Below are 19835 nucleotides of genomic sequence, written 5' to 3' on the forward strand. Positions count from 1 at the left end.
TTCGCGAGCACGCGTGGCCATGTCGAACCTTGGCTGTCGAGTGAATCGCGTCGAGCTCGACGCGATCGCGCGCGAACTCGAGGCTGCTGGCTGCGAACTCGTCAAAGAGGACGATGCGGACGCCATTGTCATCAATACCTGCGCGGTGACCGGCGAGGCCGAGGCAAAGGCTCGCAAGGCGGTTCGCCATGCCGCCGGCCTTCCGCAGGAGCCAATTGTGCTTGCCACGGGATGCGTGGCGAGCCTCTTCGCTCCCGAGCTCGAGGCTCTTGCCGCCAACGTCATCGTCGAGGCGGACAAGGCCTTTGTCGCCGGTCGAGTCCTGAGCGAGCTTGGCGTTGACTGCGCTTCGGGAGGCCTTGGCGCCTTGCGTTCCCACAGCTCCTCCGTGACTCCTACGGGCCGCATGCGCCCGGGTCTCAAGATTCAGGATGGCTGCGACAACCGTTGCACCTACTGCATCGTCTGGAAGGCTCGCGGAGCGGCAAGGTCCGTCTCGCCTGAGGAAGTGCTCTCTGGCGTTCGCAGCCTAATCGAAGATGGCGCTCGAGAGGTTGTGCTTACGGGCATTGACCTCGGGCGTTATGAGTCCGAGGGCCTTGACCTCGCCGGTCTTCTCGCGCGCATCCTTGAAGAGACCGAGGTTGCCCGTTTGCGCCTTTCCTCTATTGAGCCTGCGGGTGTCACAGACGAGCTTCTCCGCGTAATGGCGAATAGCGAGGGCAGGGTTGCGCCGTTCCTCCACATCCCGCTCCAGAGCGGGTGCGACGCCACGCTGTCCCGTATGGGCAGGCCCTATACGGTCGCGGAGTACGAGGAGGTCGTCGAGCGCGCTCGCATGGCGCTTCCTGGACTTGCTGTCGCGTGTGATCTCATTGTTGCCTTCCCTGGCGAGACGGACGAGGAGTTCTCTGAAAGCCTCGCCACCTGCGAGAGGATCGCTTTCTCGAAGATGCACGTGTTCCGTTACTCTCGTCGCCCGGGAACCGTGGCTGCGAGTATGGATGGCCAGGTCGATCCCGTCGTGAGCGCCGAACGTGGACGTCTCATGCGCGAGTGCGCGGCGGCGTCTCGTCGTTCGTATGTCGAGTCGCTCGTGGGCTCTGAGCAGCTCGTTCTTGTTGAGCATGATGCTCGTGGCGTCACGGGCGGGCTTGTCGATGTGGCTGTCGACGAGGGCCACCTTGGCGAGCTTATTAGTGTCGTCCCAAGTGGGCTTACGCCCGCCGGTCTTCTCGATGCCAGGTCGTGACGTATCATTAGATGATGGCAACGCACAAAAAGGAGGAGCATGGAGCCGTCTCTCGTTAGACTCACCATTCCTGATTCCGTCGACATGACAGCCCTCATGGGCCCTGCGGACTCACTCCTCCGCAGGATTGAGGCCATGACGGACGCAACGATCACGGTACGAGGCAATCAGGTCTCCGTCATGGGTGAGCCCGTTGAGGCTAATCGCGTTATCTCGATATTCTCGCAGCTAATCCAGATGGTTTCTTTGGGCGAGACACCCTCTCCCGACGAGGTTGACCTTCTCCTTACTCGGTCTCGCACGTCCGGCGAGACGGATGCGTCGTTTGCCGACGACATCCTCCTAACCTATCGCGGCCGTGCACTCAGGCCAAAGACCGCAGGACAGCGCCGTTATATCGAGGCCGCCCGCAGGAACACACTTACGTTCGCTCTCGGTCCCGCTGGCACGGGCAAGACCTACCTTGCCATGGCCATGGCCGTGGCAGCGCTCAAGCGTCGTGAGGTTGGCCGCATCGTGCTCTGCCGTCCCGTCGTCGAGGCGGGGGAGTCTCTCGGTTACCTTCCGGGAACCCTCCAGGAGAAGCTCGACCCCTACGTTCGCCCGCTCTACGACGCGCTCTTCGACATGACGGACATGGAGAGGGGAAACGCCCTCATTGAGCAGGGGGTTATTGAGATCGCTCCGCTCGCCTATATGCGCGGCCGCACGCTCAACGATGCTTTCGTCATTCTTGACGAGGCTCAGAACACAACGCCCGAGCAGATGAAGATGTTCCTTACGCGCATGGGCTTCCGCAGCAAGTTCGTCGTCACCGGCGATGCGTCCCAACGTGACCTCAACGGTCCCAGTGGCCTTACGAGTGCGCGCCGCGCCCTCGAAGGCGTGGAGGACATAGCGTTTGTTGACCTTGGCCGCACGGATATCGTGCGTCACGCTCTCGTCGCGCGTATCGTCGAGGCGTATGAGGCCGCCGAGGCTCGTTCGTCTCGTACGCAGGGAGGTCTTGCATGAGCGTCGACATCGCCCTGTTCGTGGAGGACGGCAGCGAGCTTGCCATTTCGGCCGAAGAGCTCGAGCGAGTCTTCAACCTCGTGCTCGATGAGGAGGGGGTCGATCGGCCTTGCTCCGTCTCCGTGAGTGTCGTGGGCGAGGAGTCGATGCAGGAGCTCAACGCGGAATGGCGTGGCGTTGAGTCGCCGACCGACGTCATCTCGCTTGAGTGCGAACGCCCGGATGACCCGGACCTTGTTCCGAGGGAGCCCTGCGAGCTTGGCGATATTGCCATGGCTCCCGCCGTCCTTGCAGCTCAGTCTGTGAAGTTTGGCACTTCGGCTGAGGACGAGACGCGTCTCATGGCGATTCATTCGCTCCTTCACCTTCTCGGCTATGACCACATCGAAGAGGGGGACGCTCGCGTTATGGAAGCTCGCGAGGACGAGCTCCTTGCTCTTGCGTGCGGGCGCGACCTCGGGCACGTCGCAACCACGCGCCATATGGACGACACCCCGCTCCCTTCGTCGCCTGAGAATTCGGAGGGCTAGCATGATTCCTGGGTCAAAGCGCAACCACCCCACGTTCTGGCGAAGCTTTGGCTTTGCCCTCCAGGGCTTTCGTTTTGCCGTTACGAGCGAGCGCAACATAAAGGTCATGCTGGGCGGCTTCGCGTTTGCCGTCGTATGCGGCCTGTTCCTGGAGATTGACCCCGTGCGGTGGGGCGTCATTCTTCTATGTTGCGGAGCCGTGCTGTGCGCCGAACTGCTCAACACCGCCATCGAGACCATCGTTGACCTCGTGAGCCCGGAGTATCATCCGCTTGCCGGGCGTGCGAAGGATATCGCCGCTGCCGCGGTTTGGATTTTATGCCTGTTTGTCGGTATTGCGGGGCTTGTCGTTCTTGGGTCCGCAGCAATCGAGAAGTTCTTCTAGAGAGTGATTCCCATGTCTGAGAACAAACCATTTCGTAGCGGCTTCGTTGCGCTCGTCGGTCGTCCCAATGCTGGCAAGTCTACGCTGCTCAATGCCTGCATGGGCGAGAGGCTTGCCATCACCAGCCCCGTTGCGCAGACCACGCGCAAGCGTCTTCGCGCCGTTGTCAACACGCCTGACAGCCAGATCGTGATAGTCGATACCCCGGGCCTCCACAAGCCGAAGGATGCCCTTGGCAAGGAGCTGAACCGCGCCGCCCTGGGCGAGCTTTCCGACGTTGACGTGGTGGCGATGCTTGTTGATAGCACCAAGCCCGTCGGCACTGGCGACGAGTGGGTTGGCACGCATGTTGACCATGCTCGAGCGCCCAAGATCCTCGTTCTCACCAAGGCTGATCTCACCAAGCCCGATCAGATGGCGGCTCAGCTGGAGGCTGCTGAGAAGCTCGCGCATTTCGATGACGTCATCGTGACGAGTGCCACGGAGGGCTTTAACGTCGACGCATTCCTCCGCCTCGTGAGTGACAAGCTGCCCGAAGGGCCGAAGTGGTTCCCGGAGGGCATGGATTCGGACGCTACGGAGGAGGACCTCGTCAGCGAGTTTATTCGCGAGAAGGTCCTGCTCAACTGCCGGGATGAGGTTCCGCACTCCGTTGCCGTCGTTTGCAACGACATCGTTTGGAAGAAGGGTGGGCACGCGAGCGTCTCAGCCACGATCCTTGTCGAGCGCGATGGACAGAAGGGCATCATCGTCGGCAAGGGTGGTTCGATGATCAAGAAGATCGGCATGACCGCCCGTCCCGACATCGAGCGTCTGCTCGGCGGCAAGGTGTTCCTCGAGCTCCGCGTGCAGGTGCGGCCGCAGTGGCGCCGCGATCAGAACGAGATCCGCCGCCTAGGCTATGAGGCGGCGGAATAGCGTGCCAAGAGGTCGATCCAGGCATACCTCCGCCATTGTTGTCGACAGGACCAAGCTAGGGGAGAGCGATCTTATTCTCACTCTTCTCGAGCGCGACGGCTCCCAGGGGCGCGCGGTTGCGAAGGGCGCGCGCAAGCCCGGGGGCAAGCTTGCGGCGCGGGTCCAGCTGTTCTGTGAACTTGATTTGCTCCTCGCGCTGGGTCGCAACCTCGATGTCGTGGCCGAGGCGCAGCTTACGAATCCGCACCAAGCCCTTCGCGGCGATCTAGAGCGTGTGAGCGCGGCGAGCGTCGTGTGCGAGGTCGCCAAGCTCACGAGCTTTCCCGACGCTCACGATCCGTTCTTGGCCCCCATTTGCTCTCGAGCCCTACTTGCGTGTGAACAAGCCGCCGATCAGGCGCATCTCGACCTCGTTGTAGGGGCCTATGCGCTCAAGGTGCTCTCTCACCAGGGCTGGAGACCAGTTCTTGACGAGTGCGTCGCTTGTGGTGACGCCGCGGTGACTCGATTCTCTTGCGCTGCGGGCGGGGCGCTCTGTGAGAGCTGCGCGCGCAATATCGAGGGAGCGGAGCCGGTGGATGCCGCCACCCTTGGCTGGCTTGCGGCTCTTGTGGGCAGCACGTTCGATCAGCTGCTCGAGGTGCCTATCGACGGACAGGTTTCCTCCCTGTTGCTCGTCATTTGCCATAGGTGGGCGGCGACGTACCTCGAGTCCCGCTTGCGGGCGTTCGAGTTTATGCTCTCCGTCTAGCGAGTCGTTTATTGTTCGAGTCGCGCTCGCGAGCGCGTGTTTTTGATGAGCAGGGTTTTCTAGCTCGCGCGTTATCGTTTTGCAACGTCTTCGTCACCGGTTCTCCACGGTGAAAAATATGCGCAGTCATTCAGATATTGACGGGTCTATCATGCCCATCCGTAATTGAATCCCACTGGATTAGGGGCTTTAACTAATGGAGTTCGTGCTCGACGTTCTGCTTGATGCCGTGAAGGACACTCTCGTCCTCATTCCCTTTCTTTTCTTGACGTACGTCGTCGTCAGCCTTCTCGAGCTGTTCGCTGGCGACAAGGCCGCCTCCGCGATTCAGCGCGCCGGCCACGCCGGGCCTGCCATAGGTGCTGTTCTCGGCGTCATTCCCCAGTGCGGATTCTCCGCCGTTGGCGCCATGCTCTACGCGGACCGCTTCGTCACGCTTGGCACGCTTGTTGCCGTCATCCTGTCGACGTCAGACGAGATGCTGCCGCTGCTCGTAGCTGAGCATGTTGACCCTGCTGTTCTCGGCCATATCCTTTTTAGTAAGGCAGCGATCGGCCTTGTCGCTGGTTTTGCGGTTGATGGAGTCTTGCATCTTCTTGGAAGGGGAGAGCTCGCTGAGCCCGAACCGTTCGAGGCGGAGGATAGCGAAGGGGATGACTTCGATCCGTCGCAATACACCTGCGATTGCGGCTGTGGCGAACCCCTTACTCGTGGTCAGGCTGTCGTATGGGTGCTTATCAACTCCGCTTACCGTACGGCTCAGGTGGTTGCGTTCATCTTCTTCGTCACGCTTGTCCTCGGCGGCCTTATCGAGTGGGTAGGGGAGGACGCCATCAGCGCGTTTCTCTCCAGCAACGCCGTGCTTGCGGTGTTCTGCTCCGCGCTCGTTGGCATGGTGCCCAATTGCGCCGCGAGCGTCATCGTCACGCAGCTGTATCTCGACGGGGCTCTTGGGCTCGCGCCCATGATGGCGGGCACGCTCGTTGCGGGCGGTGCCGGTTACCTCGTGCTATTCCGCACGAACGAGAATGCCCGACAGAACGCCGCGATCCTCGGTCTGCTCTACGCCATCGGCGTCGTGTCGGGCCTCGTGATCCTCGGCCTTGGTCTGTAGGGACGCTTGCGAATGGGCCGCGAGCGAATTGCCCCTTGGAGGGTTTCTATCCGCGCTTTCCGGTAAGGACGGCCGCCACTTTCCTGCTCACGGCGTAAGGGGCAACTCGGCCGAATCCGTAGCAGATCTTCGACAGGAGCCCTGGGGCGCAAGCAGCCCTACCGCGCGCGAGCGAAACGAGGGCGATGCGGCACACCTCTTCAGGGGTGAGGAACAGCGCCTGGGCGCGCGTGGCGCCATTCTCCGCGACTTCCCAAAAGCGGGTGTTAACCGGGCCAGGGCAAAGCGCCATGACCTGCACGCCCCTGGGGGAGAGCTCCTCGTGAAGTGCCTCTGAGAGGGAGAGCACGAAGGCCTTCGAAGCGAAGTATGTGCTCATGCCAGGTCCCGGCATGACGCCCGCAACGGAGGCGACGTTCATGATCTGGCCGTGGCCACGTGCGGCCATACGTGAGCCAAATGCATGGCAAAGCTCGAGCGGGGTCATGACATCGAGCTGAACGAGCTTGCGCTGGCGGTCGAGGTCGCTCTCGACGAATTGGGCCGTATAGCCAAGCCCTGCATTGTTTACCAGCAGCTCGACCTCGATTCCAAGAGCGTCTATCTCGGCGACGAGCGTCGCTGGGCCGTCAATTGTCGCGAGGTCTGCGGTTACCGTTCGAACGATGGTCCCTTCTCGAGCCGTCTCGCCGGCGAGGGCCATGAGGGCGTCGGCGTTGCGGCCATGGAGGACGAGAGACCAGCCTTTGGCTGCGAGCTGTCTTGCCATTTCGCGGCCGAGCCCGCCCGTTGCTCCCGTGATGAGTGCCCACTTGGCCGTATCGCTCACGACGAATCACTCCCAATGAATTCATGGCCTATTCTGCATTCCCATTATGGGGGACAGATTGGGTCATCGACTAGTGCCGTTTAGGAAATGTGCCTAGCGGTGAGCGGACGTCTTGGGAGTGGAAATCCTAGCCCTTAGAGGCGCCTTCACGACCGAAACGCCGGCATAATTGCCGCATCTAAGGGCGAGGACGACGTCGTCCGTCGCCTCGGACAAAGACCGCCTTGCGCTTCCCATGCGGGGCTTGCCCATGTGCGCCTCATACCACACACGGCAAGGAACGGCGAGACCGCCCCTCCAAGAGAGGCCCTGCTCATTGCAGGCGTCTTTAAGAGCGTCAAGGGCCCTGAGCGCATTTTTGGCATCTTCGGTGTCGTCAGACGCCAGGGCATAGACGAGGCACGTACTTTCGAGGCTTTTAAGCAGGTTTTCTGCCAATTGCGCGTCGTTGGCTGCGAATATGATGACCACGGCGTCGACCGCTAGTTCACCCTCGAGAGAGTGCAGGACTGCGGGAGGTCTTGTCCCGCCAATCTCCGAGTACGCGCCCAGGGCATCCTCGAAGTCATTTGCTATCAAAGAGGGGAGGGCGTGGGTTTCGCCAAAGGTGACAAGCGCGATTCGCTTTGGCAAGCGTGAGCGAGCAACATCTGCCATGGTTCTCTCCTCCTCTTTGAAGTACTACAGTATAGCTATGCGTCTGAATGGCACTCGGCGCAGCGCATTACCGTTGGCTCGCTCGTTCCGGCGGAATGCCGAAGCGGGAGGCTCGTCACTTTCACTCTTTGCGGCCCAACTTGTGTTCTTGTCGTGCTCGCGTCGTATCTGTGCTAATCTTTTACAGGTTTGTAAGTACCCCTCACTTGGACGAACGCTTACACCGGCGTCGATCCCAGTTTGGGGCGAACGAGAGAGAAAGGTGTCATCATGACCATCTCCAAGGAGCGCAAGGCCGAGCTCATCAAGGAGTACGGCAAGAACGAGCAGGACTCCGGTTCCGCCGCCGTTCAGGCCGCCATCCTCACCGACCGTATCCGCGAGCTCACCGAGCACATGAAGTCCCACAAGAAGGACTTCCACACCCGTCGTGGCCTCCTCATGCTCGTCGGTAAGCGTCGTCGTCTCCTCTCCTACATCAAGAAGAACGACATCAACGAGTACCGTGAGCTCATCGCTAAGCTTGGCATCCGCGACAACATCTAATTAGCGGGACCTACGGGGCGCCTCAGGCGCCCCTTTTCATATCGTGTGCCCAAGGGTCTGGGCACGGCGGGCTTGCGCGACGTTGCCGCGCCAGACCAAGCGAGAATGGGATCCACTCGTTCTTGGAGTCCGCAGACGGCCCGTCTGCAACGTGGCAGGCGGAGATAAGGGAAAGAAATGGCAAAGGTTACACACGAGTTTGACCTCTACGGCAAGCACTACGTGCTTGAGACCGGTGAGCTTGCGAAGCAGGCCACGGGTGCCGTTCTCGTCAAGCAGGGCGACTCGACGGTGCTCGTCACCGCCGTCGTCTCCAAGGAGCGCAAGGATTACGACTTCTTCCCGCTGACGGTTGACTTCATCGAGAAGATGTACGCCGTGGGTCGTATCCCCGGTGGCTACCTCAAGCGTGAGGCCCGTCCTTCCGAGAAGGCCACCCTCACCGCTCGCATGATCGACCGTCCGCTGCGTCCGTCCTTCCCGGCCGGCTTCCGCAACGAGGTCCAGGTCGTCGCTACCTCCCTCGTGGCAGACCAGGTCAACCCGGTCGACACCATGTGCGTCATGGCCGCTAGCTCCGCCTTCACCGTGGGTGGCGTGCCCTTCGAGGGCCCGCTGGCCTGCGTGCGCATCGGCCGTAACCCCGAGACGGGCGAGTTCATCGTGAACCCGACCTACGAGGAGCGCGACGCCTCCGATCTCGACCTCGAGCTCGCTGGTTCCACCACCTACATCTCCATGCTCGAGGCTTCTGCCGATGAGATCTCCGAGGACGACATGCTCGCCGCCATGGCCTTTGGCCAGGAGGCCATTGCCGCCTTCTGCGAGGAGCAGGAGAAGTTCTTCGCCAAGTACGAGGAGGCCAACGGCCCGATCGTCAAGCGCGAGTACGTCTATGACGAGCCTGTCGCCTACGTCCACGACAAGGTCTTTGCCCACTATGACGAGATGAGCGCCGCCCTCAAGGACGCCGACAAGCTCTCCCGCATTGGTAAGGTCGAGCAGCTCAAGGCCGCCATCAAGGACGAGTTCACTCCCGAGGAGCAGGCCGAGTACAGCCGCGAGATCCCTGTCGAGCTCAAGAGCCTCGAGAAGCATGCCATGCGCATCATGGTCGTCGAGACCGGCGAGCGCGTCGACGGCCGTGCCGCAGACGAGATTCGTCCGCTCATGGTGAAGCCCGACTACCTGCCGCTGGTTCACGGCTCCGGCCTCTTCCAGCGCGGTCAGACCCAGGTCCTCTCCATCTGCACCCTCGGCATGCTCAACGAGTGGCAGCGCCTTGACACCATCGAGCCGGTTGACGGCAAGCGTTACATCCACCACTACAACTTCCCGCCTTACTGCACTGGTGAGACCGGCCGCATGGGCAGCCCGAAGCGTCGCGAGATCGGCCACGGCAACCTCGCCGAGCGCGCGCTTCTCCCGGTGATCCCCTCCGAGGAGGAGTTCCCCTATACCATTCGCGTCGTCTCTGAGGTCATGGAGTCCAACGGCTCTTCCTCGATGGCGTCTACCTGCGGCTCCACCCTCGCCCTCATGGACGCCGGCGTGCCTCTGAAGCGCCCCGTCTCTGGCATCGCCATGGGCCTCATCCAGGAGGAGGGCAAGACCGTCGTCCTGTCTGACATCCAGGGTCTCGAGGACTTCCTCGGCGACATGGACTTCAAGGTGACCGGCACCGAGCGCGGCATCACCGCCATGCAGATGGACAACAAGGCCACCGGCCTCACGCCTGAGATTCTGACCCAGGCCCTGCACCAGGCTCACGAGGGTCGCGCCTTCATCCTGAAGGCCATGCTCGACGAGATCCCCGCTCCTCGCGAGACCCCGAAGGACACCGCCCCGCAGATCATCACCATCCAGATCCCGACTGACAAGATTCGTGACGTCATTGGCTCTGGCGGCAAGGTCATCCGCGGCATCCAGGATGACACGGGCGCCACGATCGACATCCAGGAGGACGGCAACGTCTTCATCGCCGGCACCGATGGTGCTGCTGAGGATGCCGCCGCTCGCATCAAGGCCATCGTCAAGGTCCCCGAGGTGGGCGAGGAGTACCTGGGCCGCGTTGTGGGTATCCAGCCTTTCGGCGCCTTCGTCGAGCTTCTTCCCGGCAAGGACGGTCTGCTTCACATCTCTCGCGTCGCCCAGGGCCGCGTTGACAAGGTCGAGGACGTCCTCTCTGTCGGCGACGAGGTCAAGGTCCGTGTCCTCGAGGTCGACGAGAAGGGCAAGATCAGCCTTGATCGCATCGACAAGCCCGAGGCTCCTGCTGGCTCCAAGCCCGCTTCCCACCACGAGGGCAAGCGCGAGGAGAGGGGCGAGCGCAAGCCGCGTCGTCACCCCGGCGACAACGGCAACACCGGCCGCGCCCCGCGTCGTCACCACGAGGGCTAATCGTATGAATTGCGGACGTTAGACAGGTTAATTCCTGGTTGACACCGCATGCGAAGGGAGGGTCCTCTTCTGGGACCCTCCCTTCGCTGTTATAATTACTTGGTTGCAGAAGGCACGTTCGATGTCTTCTCCCCACACTCATGAAGACGCGGCTTTGCCGCTTTACCTTTTAGTCCCTAGACCAAGGAGGAATTCCTCACATATGTCAAAGACCCCGACGCTCAAGATCATCCCGCTTGGCGGCCTTGATGGCATCGGAAAGAACATGACGGCGTTCGAGTGCGGCGATGACATGGTCCTCGTCGACGCTGGTCTCATGTTCCCCGATGATGATCAGCCTGGAATCGACCTCGTCCTTCCTGACTACACCTATGTCCTCGAGAACGAGGAGAAGCTCCGCGGTATCGTGATCACTCACGGCCACGAGGACCACACGGGCGCGCTCCCGTACCTCCTCATGGACCTCACGCGCAAGGTGCCTATCTTCTCGAGCAAGCTCACGCTTGGCATGATCGAGGGCAAGCTCGCCGAGCACAACATCAAGAGTCCGAAGTTCCGCGAGGTCACTGATGGCTCTAGCCTCAGTCTCGGCTGCTTTACGCTCCAGTTCTTCGCGATGACGCACTCGATTCCCGGCGCGCTCGGCCTCTATATCAAGACGCCTGCCGGCACCGTCATGCACACGGGCGACTTCAAGCTCGACCAGACTCCCATCGATGGCGTCACGCCCAACTACAACGCCATCAACAAGTTTGCCAAGCAGGGCGTCGACCTGCTGCTTTCTGATTCCACGAACGCCAACATCCCTGGCTTCACCCCCAGCGAGGCCACGGTGGGCGCCGCACTCAGGCACATTATCAAGAACGCCCCCGGTCGCGTGTTCGTCGCGAGCTTCTCCAGCCACATCCACCGTCTCCAGCAGGTCTGCGATGCCGCCACTGCGGTCGGTCGCAAGGTCGTCGTGACCGGTCGTTCCATGGTGACTAACACCAAGATTGCCCGTCAGCTCGGCTATCTCAAGATTGCGGACGAGGACATCCTGGATGCGTTCGAGCTCCGCGATATCCCCGAGGACAAGATCGTCGTGCTCTGCACCGGCAGCCAGGGTGAGCCCCTCTCCGCGCTCGCCCGCATGGCGAACGGCGAGCACAAGAGCCTCTCCATCTGCGAAGGCGACACCGTCATCATCTCCGCCACGCCTGTTCCCGGTAACGAGAAGAGCGTTCAGGGCATTATCAACTCGCTGTCCAAGATCGGCTGCGAGGTCTTCGATAAGTCAAACGCCGTCGTGCACGTTTCTGGCCACGGTCGCCAGGAGGAGCTCAAGCTCATGCTGGCCATGGTGCATCCGCGCAACTTCATGCCGGTCCACGGCGAGGCCGTCCACCTTCGCGCTCACGCGAAGCTCGCGGAATCCGTAGGCGTTCCCCGCGAGAATATCTGGCTGCTCGACAACGGCGACTCTCTCCAGATGCGCGATGGCAAGGTCACGCTTGGCCCCAGCGTCGATTCCGGCATTATCTACGTTGACGGCCTTCGTATCGGCGACACTGACCCCGTCGTTCTTCGCGACCGTCAGAAGCTCGCCCAGGACGGAATCGTCACCTGCGTCGTCATGCTCAAGAGCCGCTCCCTCAAGGTCGCTGACGTCGACGTCTCCAGTCGTGGCGTCTCGTTCTCGAGCGATGACGAGCTCCTTGCCGGCATCGAGGACCTCGTTCGCTCCACGGTTGACAAGAACAACCAGGGCAGCCCTTCTGTCGACGTCCTGCGCAAGGCCGTCCGCAACTCGCTCACGAACTACCTCTGGTCCAAGACCCACACCCGCCCGATGATCATTCCGGTCGTCATGGAGGTCTAGCCCCGCATGCCCGCGAAACGCAGCTCAAACGCACAACAGAACAGAAGCTCGCAGAGGAGGCCCGCTTCGGCGGGCGCTCCTTCCGGCATGGCAAACGACCTCGTCGGCGTCGTTATCATTGTCGTCGCGGTTGCGATGATCGCCGCGCTCGTCTCCACGAGCGATGCGATTCTCACTCGTGCCGTGGCTGAGGGCTTGCGCCTTGGCTTTGGTGAGGGCGCACTTCTCGTGCCGATCGCGCTCATCCTCTTTGCCGTGACGATGTTCCTCCCAACGGATTCCTCAATCGTCGCGCGCGTGGCCGCTGGCCTCGCAATGGTCGTGCTTTCGGTTCTATCGATGCTGTCCATCCTCTCTCCCGGTGCCGCAGCGAGTGCGGATGCGGTCCTTTCCGCTGACGTTGCCATTGCATATGGCGGATATGTCGGGTCGGGTGTCGCTTGGGTCCTGCTTACGTTTATGGGGCAGGTCGTCGGCATGGTCATCCTCGTGGGACTCGCCATCTGCGGCCTCGTTGTGTGCGGCTTCTCCATCTCGAAGCTCGCCCTTCGTATCCAGCGCTCCATGGGAGTTGCTGCCGATAAGTTCGTCGCAGCTCGAGAGAGGGGAGCGACTCGTCGTCGCACCGAGCGCGCGAATCAGGCTCAGGCATCCTGGGTCGAGGACGAGCCGTGGGACGATTCTCCTGAGCCTGAGATGCCGCCTACGGAAGAACCTGCGACATCGTTCATCGGTTCTCGCAAGACGTCCGTCCTGCGTCGCAGCTCATCCTCCCCTGATCACGTCGATCACGCCACGGCAACGATGCCCCTGGGTGTCGCTTCCGAGCCTGAGCCCAAGACCTCGGTGCTACGGCGCAAGCGCCATCCCAAGCTAGATATCGAGGACGAGCGTCCCGCTGGTGGCGTTATGCCCGTTGCCGGCGTTAAGGAGGAGCTTGCTCCCACTGAGACTGCCGCTGCTTCCGGCGACGTCGAATCGTCCTCTGCCGATCCGACCATCTGGGACGCCCCCTTTGACGAGGGCGAGGCCAAGTCTGCTGCAGACACGGCCCCTGCGACCGCCGTCCCGTCGTTCCTTATCGACACGGCCGCCAAGGCCGGTGCCGACGTGGACGCGTACAGGAAGACAAAGGAGGCCGCTTCTCCCGCAAAGCCAAAGCCTGGCAGGGGGTCTCGCAAGCGTGTCGCTGCGGCCCCCGATTCGCCGTCGCGTCCGGGTGACGCATCGGATGATTTCACGTTGCCGCCGCTTTCGCTCCTTTCGAGCAACCCGAATTCTGCCAGCTCCGCAAGCACGGACGCCGAGCTCGAGCGTACGGCGAGGCGCCTGCAGTCGACGCTCGAAGAGTTCGGCCTCACGAGCCGTGTCTCTGGTTGGACGGCTGGTCCTCTTGTCACGACCTTCAAGATCGAGATGGGCGATGGCGAGCGCGTCAACAAGATCACGAATCTGCAGGATGACATCCAGCTTTCGCTTGCGTCCGAGTCCGTCCGTATCTTTGCGCCCATCCCGGGTACGTCGCTTGTCGGTATCGAGATTCCCAATAAGAAGCGTCAGAACGTCTGCCTTGGTGACGTTCTCCCGTATGCTCAGGGTGGCCCCCTCGAGTTCGCGATCGGAAGGGACTCAGAGGGCGCGCCGGTCGTCGCGGACCTTGCGCGCATGCCGCACATGCTTGTTGCCGGTACCACGGGCTCTGGTAAGTCGGTGCTCATCAACGCGATCATCATGTCGCTTATCATGCGCACCACGCCCGAGCAGGTGCGTCTGATTCTCGTTGACCCCAAGCGCGTTGAGTTCTCCTGCTATGCGGGCCTTCCGCATCTGTATGTGCCGGTCGTGACCGAGCCCAGGCAGGCTGCGAGCGCCCTGCAGTGGGCCGTCACCGAGATGGACCGTCGCCTCAAGGTCTTCGAGAGGGCCGGCGCGCGCGACGTGAAGGTCTATAACAAGATGGTCGAGGACGGCAAGTTCGCGGACATGGAGAATCCGCCCAAGCCGATGCCATACCTCGTCATCGTCATCGACGAGCTGAGTGACCTCATGATGGTTGCCGGCAAGGACGTTGAGGCCTCGATCGTCCGCATCGCGCAGCTGGCTCGCGCGGCGGGCATTCACCTTGTGCTGGCCACGCAGCGTCCTTCGGCAGACGTCGTCACGGGCCTTATCAAGTCGAACGTTGACACGCGCGTTGCCCTTAAGGTCTCGTCTTCCATTGACTCTCGCGTCATTCTCGATCAGACCGGTGCGGAAAGGCTCATGGGTAGGGGAGACATGCTCTTCCGCAAGAGTGGAGGCGTTCTTCGCCGTGTCCTTGGCGCCTACGCCAGTGACGATGAGATCGAAAACGTCGTCTCCTTCATTCGTGACCAGCGTGAGCCTGAGTATCACGCCGAGATTCTTTCTGCGGTTGCGCCTGCTGCCGCGGGTGGAGCCGCTACCGCGGAAGGCATGGAGGACGATGATCCTCTCGTGTGGGAGGCGGCCCAAGTTGTTGTGGACTCTCAGCTAGGTTCCACAAGTGGCCTTCAGAGACGGCTTAAGGTGGGGTACGCTAGGGCCGGAAGAATTATGGATAACCTCGAGCAGAAGGGCATCGTTGGTCCTCCGGATGGCTCAAAGCCCCGTGAGGTCCTCCTTGATGCCGACGGACTCGAAGAACTTAGGGCTGCTGAGGCGGCCTATAGGGAGGTGTAGATAGGCCAGTGGCTCGTTATCGTTATGCCGAGATTCTCTACAATCGTCGCAGGCAGCTGCGCCTCTCGATCCCGCAGGCGGCCAAGGTGCTTCGCATGCGCGAAAGCGTGCTTGAGGCGTTCGAGGCCGGCGACTTCGATCATCTTCCTGCTCTAGGCTATGCCCAGGGCATGGTTTCTAGCTATGCGAGATACCTTGGCCTTGACTCTCGCGAGATCAGTGAACTTTATGAGCGCGAACACGCCGAGTATGTCGCCGGCGTTACCGGTCGAGCCCCTTCCGGCCTTGCAAGCCTTTCTGATGAGCCCTCTTATAAGGGCGCGGCATCGGCCACGAACATCATCAAGCCCGTCTCGATGACTCCGCCGTCGCTTCCGTCTGCTCAAGATGATTCTGCCGGTATGCCGCGTGCTCGCTATGACTATCGTTCCGAGTATTCCTCTCGTGGCAATTCGTACGTTTCTCGCACTCAGCCCGGAACGTCTCGTTACGGGCAATCCGTATACGCTGGATATCGTGGTTCGCAGGAACAGGATCGTCGCTATACGCGGCGCGATCCCAACGAGCCTGATCGCGATCGTCGAGCTCGCGAGGCCGGCTATGCAAGGCGCTCCCGCGGAGATGGGGAGTCTTACGGCTCATCGTATGGGTCTTCTAGATACGCCGGTCGGGGTGGGAGCTCTCGTGGTCGCGAGCTTCCCGGTGGGGACGTGACCACGCGTCGTGTGAATGCTGGCCAGTATCGCGATGACCTTCGCTTTGACTCTGAGGCACGTCCATATCGTCCTTCTTCCACGCGTGCGGGCCGTGAGGGCTCTCGCAATGTGCCCACGCCCGAGCGCCCCAATGTCAAGAGGCGCCCTCAGCCCAATCGCTCTCGCGATCTTCGCTCGCGCAACAATCAGCCGCAGGCTAGCGGCTTCGCTGGCTTCATCCAGGCCTTCGCCTCGGATCCGAGGCGTGTCGTCGCGCTCATCGCGATTGCCTTGGCTGTCGTTCTGATCATTATCATCTCTTCTTCGGTTCGCTCGTGCGCTTCCTCGAAGAACGATAACGGCAAGGTCGATGTGGTAACTGCTGTCACCTCTGACACCGCTCAGGCTGCGACTACCGCTTCGACGCTCGAGCAGCAAGTTCTCTCTGACGCTGCGGAGAGGAAGGCTGCGTCGAGCGCGGCCGCCGCCTCTCAGGAGACCAAGGTCGCGGTTTCAGTGGATGAAGGTGCAACGACATGGGTTGAAATCACCTGTGACGGTGAGCAAAAGGTGGCAGAGTCCATCACGGGGGCTTGGTCTGAGGAGTATACGGTCACGAAGAACATCGAGATTCGCGTGAGCGACCCAAGCGTCGTCACCGTGACGAAGAATGGCGAGCGTCAGATCTTCGGCAGCAAGAGCGCGGGCGTGTCCTCCGTCACGATTCAGGGGACGGATCCCTCCGCGGCCACGAAGGCGTCAACAACGGCTTCTGCTGGTTCTTCTGACGATGACTCGGATTCTTCCGAGGAATAGCGTCTATTCAGTTTCGTATTCACTACCAGGGCAGTCGCCCCGAAGGGATGCCATATGGCAAAGGATTCAAGTTTTGACGTCGTCTCCACCGTTGACATGCAGGAGGTCGACAACGCCTATCAGCAGACCGCTCGCGAGCTAACGCAGCGTTATGACCTGAAGGGTTCCGGTGCATCCATCGAGCTTTCGAAGGCTGATGCCATCGTGACCGTCAACGCCCCGGCCGATTTTGTCGCTAAGCAGGTCATCGACGTTTTCAACGGGCGCCTCGTTAAGCGTCAGGTCGACCTCAAGAGCTTGAGCTGGGATAAGCCCCAGGCCGCCTCGGGCGGTAGCGTTCGCGTCGTTGGCCATATCGTCCAGGGTATTGACAAGGAGTGCGCGAAGAAGATTTCGAAGGATATTCGCGATCTTAAGCTCAAGGTGAAGGCTACCGTCGAGGACGATAAGCTTCGTGTGACGAGTGCTTCCAGAGACGCGCTCCAGGAGGTAATCGCCTTCCTTCGCGACCAGGACTACGGCATTCCCCTTCAGTTCAACAACTATCGCTAGATTGAGCGTGCGTCCCGGACATTTATCCGGGACGTTCTATCAGTTGGACGTAGAGACGAGAAACGACTGTTGACTCCTTTTATGCGGCGTAGGCCGTCGGGAGTCTTTTGCAAGAAAGGCATCGTATGACGATGAGCAATGTCAATGAGGCTGACGCCCCCCTGATTCTTTTCGTAACGCTCGGGTGTGCGAAGAACGAGGTCGACACTGACCGTATGCGCAGCCTCCTGTTGCGAGCCGGTTATGGAGAGGCCGATGACGTGGCCGATGCGGATGCGGTCATCGTCAACACCTGCTCCTTCCTCGCAAGTGCCGCCTCTGAGAGCATCGAGCGTACGCTTGAGCTCGCTGAGGCTGCCCGCGAGGGCGTTCGCGAGCGTCCCATCGTCATGTGCGGGTGCGTCCCCTCAAGATACGGAGACGATCTCCCTGCCGAGCTCCCCGAGGTCGCGGCTTTCGTTCGGGCGGATGCCGAGGACGGGATCGTCGGGGTCATTGATGGCGTCCTAGGCAGAGAATCTCTCGTCCCAGCTGCTGAGGGCTCCGCTGCCGGCCCGCTTGCCGAGCCGCTCCGCACCGTTGAGGGCGCGAGCGCGTACATCAAGATCTCTGACGGTTGCGACCGTTTCTGCTCCTTCTGCGCGATCCCCTATATTCGCGGGCGCTATGCCTCGAGGCCTTATAGCGAGATCGTCGCCGAGGTCAAGGCCCTTGCGGAGCAGGGTGTTAGGGAGTTCGTTCTCATTGGCCAGGATACGGGCATTTGGGGCAAGGACCTTGGTGAGGACGACACCCTTGCGAGCCTCCTTGTGCGCCTTGCAGAGGTCGTAAGGCCGTACGGCGCATGGCTGCGCGTCCTGTATCTCCAGCCAGAGGGAATGACCGACGAGCTCATTGCTGCGATTCGGGATACGCCCGAGGTTCTCCCGTATATTGACATGCCCATCCAGCACTGCAATGCTCGCGTGCTCAAGAGCATGAACCGTTCCGGCAGCGCCGAGGAGTACTCCGAGCTGTTCGCGCGTCTTCGCCGCGAGATTCCCGGTATGGTTCTGCGCACGACCGGTATGGCCGGATTCCCCGGAGAGACCGACGACGAGTTTGAGGAGCTTGTCGAGTTCATCTCCAAGGAGGAGTTCGATTACACCAGCGTCTTTGCCTATTCGCCCGAAGAGGGCACGCGCGGCGCCGAGATGGACGGCCAGGTTGACGAGGAGACGAAGCTCGAACGCACCCAGCGCCTGATTGACATTGCGGAGGAGCTTGGTTTCTCTGCGACGGCGAGCCACGTCGGCGAGGTGGTCGACGTCATCATCGACGGCGTCGACACAGACGGAGACGAGCCCGAGCTCATTGGTCACGCTTGGTTCCAGGCTCCCGATTGCGACGGCGCGGTTCACATTCCGGAAGGGGAGGCTTCCGTCGGAGACGTCGTTCGCGTACTGCTGACCGAGGCTTTCTGTTACGAACTTGAGGGCGAGATCGTGCCCCCTGATGAGGAGGACTAAATGGCTGACGTCAAGAAAGGCCATTCCATCTGGACTCCCGCTAACATTGTCACCTGCATTCGAGTCGTCTTCGTTCCCGTTTGGCTTCTCATGGCCGAGGTCCTTGGCGGTAAGGTGCCCACTGAGGGTATTTCCTTGGGTATGTTTGCGGTATTTGTCGCGTTCTGCCTTCTTTCCCTTACCGACAAGCTCGACGGATACCTCGCGAGGAGTCGCAACGAGGTGACCACCTTCGGTAAGTTCCTCGATCCGATTGCCGACAAGCTCGTCGTTATCGTTTCTCTGTGCTACCTGCTTGAACGTGGTGAACCTGTTACGTGGCCGCTGCTCGTTATCGTGTCGCGAGAGTTTCTCGTTAGCGGCCTTCGTATGGTCGTTGCTTCCAAGGGAGTTGTTATCGCCGCAAGCGACCTTGGCAAGTGGAAGACTGCTACCACCATGGGAGCCATTTGCACCAATCTTCTTGCGCTTGCGCTGCCTGCGGACACGATTCTGCATACCGTGCTTATCAATCTTGCCTATGCAGCCCTGTTTGTTGCCGTGCTTCTCACGATCTGGAGTGGCGTGGACTATTTCATGAAGGCGTGGGGTTCTCTTGTCGATGAGGAGCCTGTCGATGAGGCGGGTGCTGAATCTTCAGCTCTGACCTGGGATGACGTCACCAAGAAGGCTGAGGGCGTTCTTGAGGCCGCTCGTGCGAAGGGCCTCACTATTGGTACTGCCGAGAGTTGCACTGGAGGTCTTGTCGAGGGTGCCCTCACCGCTATTCCTGGTTCGTCTGATGTCGTCATGGGCGCCGTGGGAAGCTATGCTTGCTCAGTCAAGGAGGCACTGCTCGGCGTTTCGCATGAGACCCTCGAGCGCGTTGGTGCTGTTTCTTCTGAGTGCGCGTCTGAGATGGCTGCCGGCGCACGACGGGCGCTTGATTGCGATGTGGCGGTTAGTGTGACCGGCATTGCTGGCCCGGGAGGCGCTGTTCCTGGCAAGCCCGTGGGTCTAGTTTGGTTTGGCCTTTCGTTCGGTGACGGGACGCGCACGGTCAGTGAGGTCTTCGAGGGGAATCGAGACCAGGTTAGGCTTCAGTCCGTCATGCGTGCGCTCGAGCTCGTCTCTGAGGCTCTGTAGCTCGCTCTGGAGGCCGTGTCTCCTAATCGCATTCTGGTCAACCTTAGCTCTGTGGTTTGTAAGGTTTGCCATTTGGGCTCAATAAGGCGCCGTTCGCAGATTGGCGGGCGGCGCATTTCTGTCTTCATGATGACCCTGAGCTTGGGTGTCAGGTTTCTGTCTGAGGGTTGCAAGGTAGTGTC

Annotated in this window: 17 protein-coding genes; 15 read left to right on the forward strand and 2 right to left on the reverse strand. The window is 61.0% G+C overall.

What is annotated here, in order from left to right; genetic code table 11:
- The first annotated feature begins 19 nt into the window (after positions 1–19).
- From Q0H23_RS00425 to Q0H23_RS00455, 7 genes are all read left to right on the forward strand, one after another.
- Positions 20–1252: a MiaB/RimO family radical SAM methylthiotransferase gene (locus tag Q0H23_RS00425; RefSeq protein ID WP_293834766.1), complete on the forward strand. Its 1233-nt coding sequence runs from the start codon at positions 20–22 to the stop codon at positions 1250–1252.
- Between the two features lie 39 nt (positions 1253–1291).
- A complete protein-coding gene (locus Q0H23_RS00430) occupies positions 1292–2266 on the forward strand; it encodes a PhoH family protein (RefSeq protein WP_293834551.1) in 975 nt (324 codons plus the stop codon).
- A complete protein-coding gene (gene ybeY, locus Q0H23_RS00435; RefSeq protein WP_293834553.1) occupies positions 2263–2796 on the forward strand; it encodes an rRNA maturation RNase YbeY in 534 nt (177 codons plus the stop codon). The genes Q0H23_RS00430 and ybeY overlap by 4 nt, the downstream gene beginning before the upstream one ends.
- 1 nt (position 2797) lies before the next feature.
- A complete protein-coding gene (locus Q0H23_RS00440) occupies positions 2798–3181 on the forward strand; it encodes a diacylglycerol kinase family protein (protein ID WP_293834555.1) in 384 nt (127 codons plus the stop codon).
- Positions 3182–3193: 12 nt separating this feature from the next.
- Positions 3194–4099, forward strand: a complete 906-nt coding sequence (gene era / locus Q0H23_RS00445) for a GTPase Era (RefSeq protein ID WP_293834557.1) — start codon at positions 3194–3196, stop codon at positions 4097–4099.
- A gap of 1 nt (position 4100) precedes the next feature.
- Positions 4101–4850: a DNA repair protein RecO gene (gene recO, locus Q0H23_RS00450; RefSeq protein WP_293834559.1), complete on the forward strand. Its 750-nt coding sequence runs from the start codon at positions 4101–4103 to the stop codon at positions 4848–4850.
- Positions 4851–5046: 196 nt separating this feature from the next.
- Positions 5047–5964 (forward strand): putative manganese transporter, encoded by a 918-nt coding sequence (locus tag Q0H23_RS00455; RefSeq protein WP_293834562.1) that lies wholly within the window; start codon positions 5047–5049, stop codon positions 5962–5964.
- Positions 5965–6010: 46 nt separating this feature from the next.
- On the opposite strand, the gene Q0H23_RS00460 is transcribed toward Q0H23_RS00455, so the two are convergent.
- Together Q0H23_RS00460 and Q0H23_RS00465 are read right to left on the reverse strand one after the other, a co-directional pair.
- Positions 6011–6793, reverse strand: coding sequence for an SDR family oxidoreductase (locus Q0H23_RS00460; RefSeq protein WP_293834564.1), 783 nt, complete (start codon positions 6791–6793; stop codon positions 6011–6013).
- Between the two features lie 93 nt (positions 6794–6886).
- Positions 6887–7450: a hypothetical protein gene (locus Q0H23_RS00465; protein WP_293834566.1), complete on the reverse strand. Its 564-nt coding sequence runs from the start codon at positions 7448–7450 to the stop codon at positions 6887–6889.
- Between the two features lie 270 nt (positions 7451–7720).
- Between Q0H23_RS00465 and rpsO the strand changes: the two genes are divergently transcribed.
- The 8 genes from rpsO to pgsA all read left to right on the forward strand — a co-directional run bounded on the left by rpsO (position 7721) and on the right by pgsA (position 19653).
- Positions 7721–7996, forward strand: a complete 276-nt coding sequence (gene rpsO / locus Q0H23_RS00470) for a 30S ribosomal protein S15 (protein ID WP_293814146.1) — start codon at positions 7721–7723, stop codon at positions 7994–7996.
- Between the two features lie 177 nt (positions 7997–8173).
- The gene (locus Q0H23_RS00475) at positions 8174–10396 is read left to right on the forward strand and encodes a polyribonucleotide nucleotidyltransferase (protein WP_293834568.1); all 2223 of its coding nucleotides are present in this window, start codon (positions 8174–8176) and stop codon (positions 10394–10396) included.
- A 202-nt stretch (positions 10397–10598) separates the two neighbouring features.
- On the forward strand, positions 10599–12257 hold the full coding sequence (locus Q0H23_RS00480) for a ribonuclease J (protein ID WP_293834570.1): 1659 nt from the start codon (positions 10599–10601) through the stop codon (positions 12255–12257).
- A gap of 87 nt (positions 12258–12344) precedes the next feature.
- Entirely contained in the window at positions 12345–14957 is a 2613-nt protein-coding gene (locus tag Q0H23_RS00485; RefSeq protein WP_293834573.1) for a DNA translocase FtsK, read from the forward strand.
- Positions 14958–14965: 8 nt separating this feature from the next.
- On the forward strand, positions 14966–16468 hold the full coding sequence (locus Q0H23_RS00490; protein WP_293834575.1) for a helix-turn-helix transcriptional regulator: 1503 nt from the start codon (positions 14966–14968) through the stop codon (positions 16466–16468).
- 54 nt (positions 16469–16522) lie between these two features.
- Positions 16523–17020, forward strand: coding sequence for a YajQ family cyclic di-GMP-binding protein (locus Q0H23_RS00495; RefSeq protein ID WP_293814151.1), 498 nt, complete (start codon positions 16523–16525; stop codon positions 17018–17020).
- Positions 17021–17145: 125 nt separating this feature from the next.
- The gene (gene rimO, locus Q0H23_RS00500; RefSeq protein WP_293814152.1) at positions 17146–18528 is read left to right on the forward strand and encodes a 30S ribosomal protein S12 methylthiotransferase RimO; all 1383 of its coding nucleotides are present in this window, start codon (positions 17146–17148) and stop codon (positions 18526–18528) included.
- A complete protein-coding gene (gene pgsA, locus Q0H23_RS07945) occupies positions 18529–19653 on the forward strand; it encodes a CDP-diacylglycerol--glycerol-3-phosphate 3-phosphatidyltransferase (protein ID WP_366509928.1) in 1125 nt (374 codons plus the stop codon).
- Positions 19654–19835 lie beyond the last annotated feature (182 nt).

The sequence above is a fragment of the uncultured Parolsenella sp. genome (assembly GCF_934660935.1).
GTDB lineage: Bacteria > Actinomycetota > Coriobacteriia > Coriobacteriales > Atopobiaceae > Parolsenella.